The sequence below is a fragment of the Nonomuraea sp. NPDC052116 genome (assembly GCF_040680035.1).
Taxonomy (GTDB): Bacteria; Actinomycetota; Actinomycetes; order Streptosporangiales; family Streptosporangiaceae; genus Nonomuraea; species Nonomuraea angiospora_A.
Genome location: NZ_JBFAWA010000006.1, coordinates 144,979 through 157,844, shown reverse-complemented (window position 1 = coordinate 157,844; position 12,866 = coordinate 144,979). Strand labels below are relative to the sequence as shown.

Genomic DNA, 12,866 nt, shown 5'->3' with positions numbered 1-12,866 from the left:
TCGTGCATTGGCCCGTAGGTCGGCGTCCGGATCGTCAATGACGGTGCGCAGTCCGGCCTTCGGAGGCGGTCGCCCAGTGAGGGGCGAGCGCGGCGGCCTTGCGCTTGGTGTCCGAGAGGGCCGCGACCAGCGCTTCGATCGCCGCGGCCGGGCCCGCGTCGTCCGCGAGCACCGCCGGCGACCCTGTCGATTCGCCGATGAGGCCGAGGCTCTTCGCCACCCATACCCGCACCTCGCGCGACGGGTCGGCGGCGGCCGTGGCCACCAGGCCGGCCTCATCGAGCAAGACCAGCCCGCAGATCGCCTCGACGAGCACCCGGCGGTCGGGGTCGCCATTCCCCACCGCGAACGCCTCCCGGCCGCTGAGCCGCAGCACGTCGAGCGCGGTAGCCCAAACGCCGCCTGGCCGCCGAACCGCAGCACGTCGAGCGCGGCGGCCCGGACGACCGCGTCCGCGCCGGTCAGGCACCCGGCCAGGGCCGCGCCCAGCGAGGGGGTGGCGGGCAGCACCTCCGCCGGCTCCCTCAGCCCGGTCGCCACGGCCCGCCGCACCGTGCCGCGACCGTCCCCAAGCGCGGCGACCAGCGCCTCCCCCGCCCCCTTGGGGACCGCGAAGCCAGGCGCCTAGCCCTGCCATGCCCCCGGCGCCACCGTCCCGCTGCCACTCCGCAGCGCCGTCACTCCCGCGCCGCCATCCGCAGCGCCATCACCCCGACACCACCCCAGGCGCCGCCATCCCCACGGCGCCATCACCCCCGGGCGCCGCCATCCCCATGGCGCCGCCTCTACGCCGCGATCGCCTGCGTCGGCGTCCGGCGTAGCGTCGGGGGCGATGTCCGGCACTTGCGCCGTCCCGTCACCCCAGCCCCCTCGAACCGCGCCGCCGGGGTGCCCGCCCCGGCGGCGCGGGTGGCCGTCGGTGGCCGGCGAGTTCGCCGGGCCGTAGCCGTACCACCGAGAGCCGGGCGCGATCGCGAGTGCGTGGTCAGGCCGCCCGCAGCGGGCGGAGGGCGCCGCCCCAGGCGAGGACCTGGTCGAGCATGACGCCGAGCTTGTCCTCGTGCACGGCGGCGGGCTTGAACGCGGTCATGTTCTCGAAGTCTGTGAAGATCGAGAGCGCGACCTGCTGCTGCACAGTGGCCACGCCGACATTGGAGAGGACGTCGCGCAGGTGTCCGACGGCCTGGACCGCGCCGCCCACCCCGCAACCCACGAAACCGGCCGCCTTGTTGGTCCACTCCGCGTACAGGAAGTCGACGGCGTTCTTCAGCGAGCCCGGGATCGAGTGGTTGTACTCGGGCGTCACGAAGACGAACGCGTCGAAGGATGCGATCTTCGCCGCCCACCGCTTGGTGTGCTCGTGCGCGTAGTTCCCGGCGGCGGGGTGCTGCGGCTCGTCCAGGTTGCCCAGGGCGTAGTCCTTCAGGTCCACCAGCTCGTACTCGGCGTCGCCGCGCTTGGTCGCCAGCTCGTGAACCCACTGCGCCACCGCCTCGGCGTTGCGGCCGGGACGGGTGCTCCCCATGATGATGCCAACCCTGATCATGTCAATCGGTCCTCTCAGCGAGTCAGGAAATGCCTGACCCACAGTAGGAGCCGGTATTGAGATATCCAATGCTTCAAACACTACTTTTTATACGCGAGAGTCTCCGGCCTTAGACTGATGACATGGATGTGCTGAGCGACGTCGTCGCCCTCATGCGTACCGGCCGCCCGACCTCCGTGCGCATCTCCTGGCGGGCTCCCTGGGGCAAGGAGTTCCCGAAGGTGCCGGGGTCCGCCGGCTTCCAGATAGTGCTGCGCGGGTCCTGCTGGCTCATCCCGCCCGGCGGCGAGCCCATGCCGCTGAGCGTGGGCGACGTGGTCTTCTTCCCGCACGGCGACGGGTACGGCCTGGCCGACACTCCCGGCACGCCGCTCGCCGCGCCGGTCTGCGACCCGTACCTGGAGGCCGAGCTGTTCGCCTCGACCATCGAGGGCGGCGACGGGGCCGAGACGGTCACCCTCTGCTGCGGCTACCAGCTCGACCCCACCAGGACCCACCCGATCCTGAACGCGCTGCCCGACGTGATCCACCTGCCGACCACGCTCGGCCACCATCCCGAGCTCCGGGCCGCCGTCGAACTGCTCGCCGGCGAGATCGACAACCCCCGGCCGGGCGCCGACACCGTCGTCACGTCCCTGCTGGACGTCCTCCAGCTCTACATCCTGCGCGCCTGGTTCGACCTGGAGTCCGACGCGTGCAGGGAGTCGGGCTGGGCCGCCGCGCTGGCCGACCCGGCCATCGGCCGCGCGCTGGACGCCATCCACCGCGCCCCCGCCCACCACTGGACGGTCGAGTCGCTCGGCGCCCACGCCGGGCTCTCGCGCGCCGGCTTCGCCCGCCGCTTCACCTCCCTCGTCGGGCAGCCGCCGCTGGCGTACCTCACGTGGTGGCGCCTGGCCACGGCGGCCCGCATCCTGCGCGAGTCCGACGTCTCGGTGGCGGAGGTGGCGCAGCGGGTCGGGTACGGGTCGGAGTTCGCGTTCGGGAACGCGTTCAAGCGGCAGTACGGGCTGGCGCCCGGGAAATACCGCCGCCAGGTGTCCGAAGAGGCGCGTACGGCCTCCTGAGATTTGGGGGGCGGCTGGGGCAGATGGGGATCGGCTACCCCACAATGGAGCAATGGCATACCCTCCGCAGCCTCCCCCGCCCCAGCCCCAGCCGGAAGGCCCGTGGGGCGCGCAAGGAGCGCCGCAGGGGTACGGCCCACAGCAGCAGCCCTACGGCCCGCCGCCCGGCCAAGCCGGCCCTCCGCAGCCCGGCTACGGCCAGAGCCAACCGGGATACGGCCAACCCGGCTACCCGGCCCCACCCGGACAGGGCGCCCCACCACCCGGATACGGCCCGCCGAATGGGCAGACTCCCCCCGCATCCGGATACGGCCCCTCATCTGGTCAAGGGTCCCCTCAGCCCGGATACGGCCCGGCCTCTGGGCAAGGGTCCCCTCCGTCCGGATACGGCCCACCGCCTGGGCAGGGAGCCCCGCCACCCGGGTACGGGCCCGCTCCTGGGCAGGGAGCCCCGCCGCCCGGCTACGGCCCGCCGAGCGGGCAAGGTGGCTACGGGGCCGGGCAGGGGCAGCCGCCGTACGGCAACCCGACCGGCCCCCAAGGCACGCTGCTGCTCCCGGCCCCAGGCCCCGTCCCAGGCCCGCCGCCGCCCCCGGCTCCGCCGCAGAAGAGCACCAATGCCCTGGTCATCGGCCTGGTCGTGGGCCTGGTCTCGGTTCTCCTGATCGGCGGCGGGGTCGTCGCGTTCCTCTATATGCGCGACTCCGGCCAGAGATCGCCCGTCGCGCTGCCGACCGCCGACCCGGTCCCCACGACCACGACGGCACCGCAGTCCGACCCGCCGTCGGCCGCCCCGTCGGACCCGCCCACCTCCGAGCCCGCCGAGCCCACCCCGGCCCCCAGCGACACCAGGTCCAGCACCTCGAAGCGGGTGGATCCCGGCTCGCCGCTCACCGATGACGAGTTCGAGGACTGGGACTTCAAGCTGGGAGACGTGAAGCTCCAGGCCAAGAAGGTCGCCGGGTGGACGTACGACAGCTGCGACCCTGTGGACGGCCAGGGCGTGCTGGCCAAGAACGACTGTCAGCGTGCCGTCCAGCTCGCGTACTCGGCGAGCGGCGGGCACATCAAGGCGGTCCAGCTCCTGCTGTCCTTTCCCAGCGAGGGTGCCGCCAAGACCATGGCCACGCGCCTGGCATCGCTCACCTCGGACGCGGTCAAGTGGCGCACGGACAAGACGCTCAAGAGCTACGCCTACGGCAAGATGCGCTCGGGCGCGTCCAAGAAGTACGTGGTCATCACGGTCCTCACCGCGGACAGGGCCGCCAAGCCCATGGCCACGTACTACCACCAGTACCTGCAGAGCGACATCGCGAGCTACTTCCTCCTCCGCGACCTGACCATCACCAGCTGACTGGAGCAACGCTAGGACTGCTAGTCATGCTAGCGTGCGAGGTATGTCGATAGCCGCCCGCCGGGCACGCGAACGCGCGCAGCGCCACCAGCTGATCATCACCGCCGCCCGCGAACTGGCCGAGTCCGAGGGCTGGGACGCCGTGACGACCCGGCGCCTGTCGGAGCGCGTCGAATACAGCCAGCCGGTGCTCTACAGCCACTTCAAGGGCAAGGACGCCATCGTGCGGGAGGTGGCGATCGAGGGGTTCGTGGAGCTGGCGAACAAGCTCCGGGCGGCGCGAACGGCGGGCGGCGACCCCCAGGCGGTGCTGCGCCGGGTGGCGACGGCCTACCTCGACTTCGCCCGCACTCACAGCGCCCTGTACGAGGCCATGTTCGTCATGCCCGTCGCCATCCCCTTCGCCACCGACGAGACGCCGGAGGAGCTGCGGGCGGCGTTCGGGGAGTTCGTGCTCGCGCTGGAGCCGGTGGCCGGTGAGCACCATCCCGGCGTCTTCGCCGAGGTGGTGTGGGCCTCCCTGCACGGCCTGGCCACTCTGGCCCACGACCGGCGGATCCCGGCCGAGCACCAGGAGGCCAGGATCGACCTGCTCATCGACCACCTCACCCGGCCCGCCTGACCTCGCGCTAAGCCAGCAGCCCCAGCCGCCGTCCGGCCGCCGCCGCCTGCGTGCGGGTGGAGACCTCCAGCTTCCCCAGGATGTTGGACACGTGCACGCTGACCGTCTTCTGCGCGATGAACAGCCGTTCCGCGATCTCCCGGTTGGTCAGGCCCTCGGCGACCAGCCGCAGCACCTCCGACTCCCGGGCCGTCAGCCCGCCGTCGCCATGCCCGCCGCTGTGCCCGCCGGCGGGCACGAACCGGGCCCGCCGCCCGAACTCCTGCAGCGCGTTGGCCAGCGGCGTGGCCCGCAGCCGCTCCGCCGTCTCCCGCGCCAGGGCCCACTCCGCCTGCGCCGCCTCCCGGTCGCCGGCCGACAGCAGCGCCTCGGCCAGCCGCCAGCGGGCCCGCGCCACCTCGTAGACGAACCCGAAGTCGAACGCCTCCACGACCCGGCGCCACAGCTCCACGTCGAGCCGCCCGTGCACGCGATGCCATTCGGCCTCCACCCGCACCGCCCAGGCCAGCCCCTCGGGCCCCAGATGGCCGGGCTCGCCGGTGGGCCCGGACTCGACGACGAGGCGGGCGCGGGCGCGCAGCTCGTCGGCGCCCTCGGTGGTGCCGAGCTCGGCCAGCGCCCACAGGCCGATGGCGGACAGCCGCAGGATCCACGCGTAGCCATCGGCCATCGGCGCCAGGACCGCTCGCACGTGGTCGAGCGCCGCCGCGGGGTCGCCGTGCCAGAGCGCGTGCTCGGCGGCCAGGCCTCGGGAGATGTATCCGGCCAGCTCGTCGTACCAGAACGGCCGCACCCAGCTCAGCCGCGCCTCGACCACGGGCAGATCCCGCGCCACCTCGATGAACAGCGCGAACGACGACAGCGTCGCCTCCGGCAGCGTGCCCACCCGGGCGCCGAAGCCGGCCGCGACCGCCTCGGCCTGGTCCCACTCACCGGCCACGTAGTGGATCAGGAACCGCAGGAAGCGCAGGTCTGTGCCGTAGGTGCTCCACCTGAGCCCGGTCTCGGACGCCACACGGACGCCGGCGTCGGCCACCTCGGCGGCCTTGACCAGCAGTCCCTGCTCGTAGTGGATGCGGGCGTGCTGGAAATGGGCGCGCAGGTCCATCGCCAGGTCGCCGGAGCCCTCGGCGGAGGCGCTCTCGATCAGCTCGTGAGCCCTGGCCACGTCGCCCTGGTGCTCCACGTAGGCGGCCAGCGTGAGGAGGGCGCCCACCTCGGCGTCCCTGGCACCGGCCGCGCGCGCGGTCTCCAGGGCCCGCGCGGTCAGGGCCTCGACCTCGCGGTGGCGGGGGCTCCACAGCAGGGTGCGGGCATAGGTGGCCAGGGCGCGGGCGAGCGCGGGCTGATCGTCGGCGCTCTCCACCGCGCGCTCCGCCGCCGCGATGGCGCCCGGCTGGTCGTCGGCTTCGTAGAGGTAGTAGGCCAGGCGTTCGCTGACCTCGGACGTCTGCGGCAGGGCCTTGAGCTGGGTGATCGCACGATGCTTGTCGCCGCTGTCGGCCGCCGACACGGCGCTGCGGAGCGCCAGCGTGAACCGGCCCTCCCCGGCCAGCTCCGCCGCGCCCTCGACCCGTTCCCACAGGCCGAGCACCTGGTCGTAGTGGCTGTGCGCCTCGGCGGGAGCCCCGAGCCGCTCGGCCAGGCGCCCCGCCTCGGCGGAGGCCGCCAGCGCCCCGGCCAGGTCGTGACCGGCGAGGTGGTGGTGGGCCAGCTCGGCGGGTGAGGTCAGCAGCTTGGCGAAGGCGGCGTGCAGCCGCGTGCGCTCGCCGGGCAGCAGATCGGTGTAGACCACCTCCTGCAGCAGGGCGTGGCGGAAGGTGTAGCCGTAGCCGTCGACCCTGAGCAGCCCGCGCGAGACGATCTCCCTGACCGCCTCCTCGAACTCCGCCAGCGGCAGCCCCGACACCTCCCGCAGCAGCTCGTCCTCCACCCGGCGGCCCGCCACGGCGGCGGCCCGCAGCACCCGCTGCCCGGCCTCCGACAGCAGCTCGACCCTGGACATCAGCAGGCTGGCCAGCCCGTCGGGCAGGCTGTCGCCCTCGGCCATCGCCGCGAACAGCTCCTCGGCGTAGAACGGGTTGCCGTCGGCGCGGGCCACGATGAGGCCGAGCTCCTGAGCGCCCACATCACCCATAGTGGTGACATAGTCGGACATGTCGCCGGAGCCCAGCGGCCCCAGCTCGACACCCATCACCGTGGGCAGCCGCCGCAGCTCGGCCAGCACAGACCGGAGCGGGTGGCGGCGGTGGAGGTCGTCGGTGCGGTAGGTGCCGACCACGCAGACCCGCTCGCTCTGCACCATGCGGCTGAGGAAGACCAGCAGGTCACGGGTGGACCGGTCGGCCCAGTGCAGGTCCTCGATCACGAACAGCACCGGCTGCACGTCGGCCAGCAGCCCCAGCAGCGAGCCGAACAGCCGCTGCTGCGTGAGCCCCGCCGAAGGGGCGCTCTCCACGCCCGGCAGCAGCTGGCCCAGCATGGGATGGGCGGCGGCGGCCTCGCGCACGGCCGGCTCGGCACCGCGCAGCGCGTCGGCCAGCGGCAGGTAGGGCAGCGCGTCTCCCAGCTCGGCGCACTGGCCGACCAGCACGTGGAAACCGCGCTCGCGGGCCTCGGACACCAGCTCCGAGATCAGCCGGGTCTTGCCGATGCCCGCGTCTCCGCCGACGAGCGCCACCCCGGCCGTGCCCTCGGCTGCCGACTGCAGCACCCGCACAAGTCCGGACAACTCTGTAGAGCGCCCGACGAGAAGACCGTTCACGCCAGAAACTATGCCACGCTGCGACGACAAACTTATTGGTCCAGGAAACTCAAGCAAGATTGGCCCTCATCTGCATACCAAAGGCATTTTACGCTGCTGTTTCGTGATTCAGCCAACGACTTTCGCTCTCTTCATCACGGCCTCGCTCGCCCTGGTGCTCATCCCCGGCCCGAACCACCTCTACATCACCGCCAGGGGCCTCGCCCAGGGCCGGGCGGCGGGCCTGGCCAGCGCGTTCGGCGTGGAGACCGGCACGCTCGTGCACATCGCGGCCGCCGCTGCGGGCCTGTCGTACGTGATCTCGCAGTCGGCGACGCTGTTCGCGGTCGTCAAGTGGGCCGGCGTCGCGTACCTCGTCTATCTCGGCATCCGCGCGTTCACCGGCAAGGAGACGGAGGGCGTGGCGCCGCCGCCCCAGCCGCTGCGCAAGGTCTTCCTCGAAGGGGTGCTGGTCAACGTGCTGAACCCCAAGGTGGCGCTGTTCTTCCTGGCGTTCCTGCCGCAGTTCGTGCGCCCGGAGGCGGGCTCGCCCGCGCTCCAGGTGGTGCTGTTCGGACTGACGCTGCTGCTCCTGGGGCTGATCTCCGACGTCGTGTACGCCTGCACCGCCGGCGCCCTCGGCACCCGGCTCACCACCCGGGCCAGGACCCTCCGGTACGTCAGCGGCTTCGTCTACCTGGGACTGGGAGTGGCCACGGCCTTCGCCGGGAGAAAATGACCCTATGGCGCCGAGGAAACAGCAGGAGATCTTCGATACGACGTTGCGGCTGGTGGCGGAGAAGGGCTACGACGGGCTGACCGTCGAGGGGGTCGCCGAGCATTCGGGCGTCAACAAGACGACGATCTACCGCTGGTGGCCGTCCAAGGCCGCGCTGCTGGGGGCGGCGCTGGTGGAGGCCGACGTGCTGGGGTTCGAGGCGCCGGACACGGGGAGCCTGCGCGGTGACCTGGTCGCGCTGGTCGAGGGGGTGCGGCGGCTGCTCACCGAGCCGCCGTCCAGCGACATCGCCATCGCCGCGCTGGCCGCCGCCGTCCGCCATCCCGAGCTGGACGCCCGCCGCTTCTTCGCCGACCGCTTCGCGCGGGAGCGGGAGATCTTCGAGCGGGCGGTACGGCGGGGCGAGCTGAAGGGGTCGGTGGACCCGATGCTGATCGTCGACCTGCTGGCCGGGGCCGTGTGGATGCGGGCGGTCTTCCGGGGCCTGCCCGTCGCCGACGACTTCCCCACGGCGGCCGTCTCGGCCCTCCTGGACGGGCTACAACGCTTCTGAGAGTGCGGCCGGGATGCGGTCCAGCACGGGGTGGGGCACCAGCCCGTACGCGTAGAAGTCCACGGCGAGCGCGCCCGCCGCCTTCGCGCCCCGGGCCTTGGCCACCAGCCGGTCCGTCGAGTCGCTGTCCGGGTAGCCGGGCCGCAGCACCGCCCGCACCTCCCGGTCCTTGCCCACCGACCGCAGGTAGGCGCCCACGTCGTCGGCCACCCGAGCCGCGTCCCGCGCGTACGCCAGCACCCCGAAGGCCGGGACGAGGTCACCCAGCGCCACCAGATCGACCCCGAGCTGCCAGGCGTCGTGCGCCGCCAGCCCGGGCGTGGGCAGCCCGTCCGTGTAGCCCTTGACCGCGCCGGTCGAGTCGATGAACACCAGCTTGGAGCCCTCGTCGGCCACCGCCGAGGCCACCTCGGACACCAGCGTGGTGACGGTCTCGGACCGGGCCCGCGCGTAGGCCACGACGTCGGGCCCCGCGTACGCGGTGAGCGCGGCCCGGGTCACCTCCCCCTGCGCGGGCGGGTCGCCGTCGAACACGCCGCCCACGATCCTGGCGCACTCGTCGCGCGCCACCTCGGCGTTCACGCCCAGGTCGGTGGCGCGGCGCATGCAGTAGTCGCAGAAGCAGAGCGCGAACAGGTACGCGTCCATCGGCCCCAGCGGCACGAACGAGCGCTGCGGCTTGAGCGGCCTGAAGTGCAGCGACTCCGCCACCACGCTGTCGACCCCGAGCCTGGCCACCGCCCTGGCCAGCGCGACCGCGTATTCGCGCACGTCGGGGTGGGCGGGGCACAGGTCGGTGAGAGAGCCTCGGTCGCCGAAGCAGTCGCGTACGGTCACGTCCGGATGCTTCGTGCCGAGCGTGGCGTTGCGCAGGAAGACCGTCCATCCGTGGAGCTTCATGGACCGCTTCGCACAAGCCTCGCGAAGCCCATCGAGGGCGTTCAGATAGCCGGGCACGGGAGACAGGCGGAGCCCGGCGAACAGATCGGACGGCGGGGGGAAGTGCGCCCCGTCGTGGCGGATGGTCAGCCGGGACAGTCCGTGCGGGGTGACGTCGCGGGAGGCGTGGTGGACGGCACCGACGGTGATGCCGCTCACGCCGTACGCGCTGATCCTGTCGAGCACCCGCTCGACGCCCTCGCCGCGCAGGTCCTCGACGAAGACGTACACCGAACTGTCCACAAGCAGACCTTAAGCGCTCTTGTGAGCGACGAAGTCGATCTCCACCAGGATGCCCAACAGCTGGGATCCTACGGTGGTGCGCACGGGGAACGGCTGGCTGAAATAGGACTTGTAAACCTCGTTGTAGGCGGCGAAGTCGCGCTCGAGGTGCTGCAGGTGGACCGTGGACTTGATCACGTCGTCGAAGCCGAGGCCGTGGGCGGCCAGGATGGCGCCGAGGTTGCGCATGACCTGGTGCGTCTGGGTGGCCACGTCGTCGCCGACGATCTCACCGGTCTGCGGGTCGAGCGGGCCCATGCCGGAGGTGTAGACGAAGTCCCCCACCACGAGGCCCTGCGAGTAGGCGCCGATCGGGGCGGCGCCTTCGGTGGTCCTGAGCTCCTTTTTCACCGTGTCTCCCTAGAAATTGGTGGTTATCTGGCCAACGACACGGTAGTCCTGGTCCACCAGGGGCAGCACGCGCCACTTGTCGAACGCGGTGCAGGGATGGGAGATGCCGAAGGCCAGCAGGTCACCGGGCTTGAGCCCGTCGGCGCGCACGACCGTCTGCTGGTCCTGCATCTTCACGATCGTGACGCCGTCGCGGCGCGGGATGGGCAGCCCCTCGTCGTAGGGCGCGTCGCGCTTGCCCATGCCCACGATCGCCAGCCCTGGCTCGGGCGTGGACAGCACGTGCGCCCAGACCTCCAGCGCCGGGCGCAGCTCCCCGTCGATGCGGTTGAACGGGGTGCGCTCGCGGTAGTAGCCGTCGTCGTGGGTGACGTACGCGCCGCTGCGCAGCAGGATCCTGGCCTGGGTGGTGACGAGCTCGCGGCCGATCACGTCGAACCACTGGCTGCCGCCCACGGTCAGGATCGGGTTCTTGAGGCGGACGTACTCGACGGCTTCCTGCAGCAAGTACAGATATTTCCGGACATCGTCGGCGGTCTTCAGCGCGCCCTCGTACCCGGCGACCCCGGCCAGCTCGACGCCTGGAACCCCCTGCACGTACGACACCAGGCTCAGCAGCTGCTCCAGGGACCGGCACCCGGCTCGTCCGCCTTCGTGCCCCAGCTCCACCAACACCCGGAACGGCCGGGACATGGCATGCCGAGCGAGAATGTCCACCCCGGCCTCGGAGTCCACGAAGCTCAGGAGCTCGAACGCGGGATCCCGCTCCAGCTCGCCCGCGGCCCAGTCGAGCCCCGCCGGGTCCACGAGCTGGTTGGCCACCAGGATCCGGCCCACCCCGAACCCGCGGACCACCCGCGCCTGGCGCGGCGTCGCGACGGTGAGCCCCCAGGCGCCCGCTTCGAGCTGAAGCGCGGCGATCTCAGCGGACATGTGCGTCTTGGCGTGCGGCGCCAGCTCCATGCCGTGATCGCGGACGAAGGCCGCCATCGTCGCGATGTTGTGCTCCAGCGCGTCCCGGTGCACGACCATTAGGGGGAGTTCGAGTCCACCCGCGAAGACCTGCTGCCCGAGCACAATGCCCCTTTCGTCCGCGTCCGACCCTATCTCAGACCTTCGCCGCAATCATGGACGGAGCGCACGCCCCGGAGTGGCGCCGGTCAGCTCTCCCCCGGCCAGCACGCGTACCCCCGACACGAGCACGTCGTCGACCCCGGCCGCGAGCGTGCGCGGCGCCTCGTAGGTCGCCCGGTCGCCCACCGCCGCCGGATCGAACACCACCACGTCGGCCGCGAACCCGCTCCGCACCAGCCCCCGGTCCGTCAGCCCGAAGCGCCTGGCCGGGTGGGAGGCCAGGTGCACGACGGCCTGCTCCCAGGTCCAGTCGGCCAGCTCCCGCACGTGCCGACCGAGGAACCGGGCGAACGCCCCGAAACCCCGCGGGTGCGGATGACCGCCCACATAGATGCCGTCGGAGCCGCCGGTGTGCGAGGGGTGCCGGAGCATCCTGCGTACCGACTCCTCCCCTTCCGGGCCCTCGTCGGGGCGGGCGGACACGACGCCCGCCTCCAGCCGCGTCTCCGTCAGGAGACGGCGGCAGAACTCGGCGGGCGCCGACCCGTCCCGTTCGGCCGCCGCCACGATGGTCAGGCCCTCGGCCCACTCCATCCCCGGGGCGTGCGAGACGGTCAGCCGCGGCCAGACGGCGTCGAGCGTCGGCCACCAGCCGTCCAGCTCGTCGGACGCGATCATCTCCAGCGCCCGGTCGGTCTCTGCGCCCGGCACGGAGCCCGGCAGCACGACCATCGCCAGGATCGTGTTGCCGCGCAGGTAGGGGTAGGTGTCGAAGGTGAGGTCCACGCCCTTGCCGAGCGCCTCCTCGACCAGGGGCAGCAGCACGTCCGCGGGGCCGTGCAGGTGGGAGACGTGCACGGCGGCGCCGGAGCGTTCGGCGATGTCGATGACCTCGGTCATGCCCACGCCGGCCTGAGGGCCGTACGCGCGCATGTGGGTGACGTACGGGAGGCCTCCGAGCGGGGCGCACAGGGCGGCCAGCTCCTCGGCGGTGGCGTAGCGGCCGGGGAGGTATTCGAGGCCGGTCGACAGGCCCACCGCCCCTTCCGACAGGCCCCGCTCGACGTGCCGCAGCATGGCCGCCAGGTGGTCGCGGGAGGGCGGCTCGGGCGAGGGCCCCATGACGTCGTAGCGGATGGTGCCGTGCGGGAGGAGGTACGCGGTGTTCAGCGCCACGGCGCGGTCGTAGCCGCCGAGCAGCTCGCCGACGGTCAACGGCCCATCGGCGGCGAGCGGCCCGTCGAGCGGCCCGTTGACGGCGGCGAAGTAGCGGGAGGCGTAGGCGACGGTGGCGGCCGAGCCGGGGGCGAAGGACAGGCCGTCCTGCCCCAGCACGAACGTGGTCACCCCCTGCCGCAGCGCCGCCCGCTGGACCGCCGGGTCGAACACGGCCGCGTCGCCGTGGGCGTGACAGTCGACGAAGCCGGGCGCGACGAACCGCCCCGTCGCGTCGATCACGGTCTCCGCCCCGGCGCCGCCCAGCCTCCCGATCGCCGCGATCCTGCCGTCCGCGACCGCGACGTCCGCCCGGTACGGCGGGGCGCCCGTCCCGTCGAGCACCCGGCCGCCGTTGATGACTACGTCGAACCTCACACC

The 12,866-nt window shown here is 72.4% G+C and carries 12 protein-coding genes; 5 read left to right on the top strand and 7 right to left on the bottom strand.

Annotation, left to right across the window (positions count from 1 at the left end; genetic code table 11):
- Positions 1-34: 34 nt before the first annotated feature.
- Both AB0L65_RS13240 and AB0L65_RS13235 read right to left on the bottom strand, forming a co-directional pair.
- A complete protein-coding gene (locus AB0L65_RS13240; RefSeq protein ID WP_364244145.1) occupies positions 35-376 on the bottom strand; it encodes a hypothetical protein in 342 nt (113 codons plus the stop codon).
- Between the two features lie 609 nt (positions 377-985).
- Positions 986-1,546, bottom strand: coding sequence for an NAD(P)H-dependent oxidoreductase (locus AB0L65_RS13235; protein ID WP_364244143.1), 561 nt, complete (start codon positions 1,544-1,546; stop codon positions 986-988).
- Positions 1,547-1,668: 122 nt separating this feature from the next.
- Between AB0L65_RS13235 and AB0L65_RS13230 the strand changes: the two genes are divergently transcribed.
- The 3 genes from AB0L65_RS13230 (at position 1,669) to AB0L65_RS13220 (ending at position 4,589) form a co-directional block, all read left to right on the top strand.
- Positions 1,669-2,613: an AraC family transcriptional regulator gene (locus tag AB0L65_RS13230; protein ID WP_364244141.1), complete on the top strand. Its 945-nt coding sequence runs from the start codon at positions 1,669-1,671 to the stop codon at positions 2,611-2,613.
- A gap of 640 nt (positions 2,614-3,253) precedes the next feature.
- Entirely contained in the window at positions 3,254-3,967 is a 714-nt protein-coding gene (locus AB0L65_RS13225; RefSeq protein ID WP_364244139.1) for a hypothetical protein, read from the top strand.
- 43 nt (positions 3,968-4,010) lie between these two features.
- Positions 4,011-4,589 carry a TetR/AcrR family transcriptional regulator gene (locus AB0L65_RS13220; protein WP_364244137.1) on the top strand — a complete coding sequence of 193 codons (579 nt, stop codon included), beginning with the start codon at positions 4,011-4,013 and terminating at the stop codon, positions 4,587-4,589.
- Between the two features lie 7 nt (positions 4,590-4,596).
- On the opposite strand, the gene AB0L65_RS13215 is transcribed toward AB0L65_RS13220, so the two are convergent.
- On the bottom strand, positions 4,597-7,353 hold the full coding sequence (locus AB0L65_RS13215) for an AAA family ATPase (RefSeq protein ID WP_364244135.1): 2,757 nt from the start codon (positions 7,351-7,353) through the stop codon (positions 4,597-4,599).
- 103 nt (positions 7,354-7,456) lie between these two features.
- On the opposite strand from AB0L65_RS13215, the gene AB0L65_RS13210 reads away from it, so the two are divergent.
- On the top strand, positions 7,457-8,071 hold the full coding sequence (locus tag AB0L65_RS13210) for a LysE family translocator (RefSeq protein WP_364244133.1): 615 nt from the start codon (positions 7,457-7,459) through the stop codon (positions 8,069-8,071).
- A 4-nt stretch (positions 8,072-8,075) separates the two neighbouring features.
- Positions 8,076-8,624, top strand: coding sequence for a TetR/AcrR family transcriptional regulator (locus AB0L65_RS13205; RefSeq protein WP_364244131.1), 549 nt, complete (start codon positions 8,076-8,078; stop codon positions 8,622-8,624).
- Here AB0L65_RS13205 and AB0L65_RS13200 read toward each other — a convergent pair.
- The 4 genes from AB0L65_RS13200 to AB0L65_RS13185 are packed head-to-tail and all read right to left on the bottom strand — an operon-like array spanning position 8,610 to position 12,863.
- Positions 8,610-9,806: a hypothetical protein gene (locus tag AB0L65_RS13200; RefSeq protein ID WP_350728524.1), complete on the bottom strand. Its 1,197-nt coding sequence runs from the start codon at positions 9,804-9,806 to the stop codon at positions 8,610-8,612. The genes AB0L65_RS13205 and AB0L65_RS13200 overlap by 15 nt on opposite strands.
- Positions 9,807-9,815: 9 nt before the next feature.
- Entirely contained in the window at positions 9,816-10,196 is a 381-nt protein-coding gene (locus AB0L65_RS13195) for a Rid family detoxifying hydrolase (RefSeq protein ID WP_185071114.1), read from the bottom strand.
- A gap of 9 nt (positions 10,197-10,205) precedes the next feature.
- On the bottom strand, positions 10,206-11,273 hold the full coding sequence (locus AB0L65_RS13190) for an alanine racemase (RefSeq protein WP_364244128.1): 1,068 nt from the start codon (positions 11,271-11,273) through the stop codon (positions 10,206-10,208).
- A gap of 48 nt (positions 11,274-11,321) precedes the next feature.
- Positions 11,322-12,863 carry a D-aminoacylase gene (locus AB0L65_RS13185; RefSeq protein WP_364244125.1) on the bottom strand — a complete coding sequence of 514 codons (1,542 nt, stop codon included), beginning with the start codon at positions 12,861-12,863 and terminating at the stop codon, positions 11,322-11,324.
- Positions 12,864-12,866 lie beyond the last annotated feature (3 nt).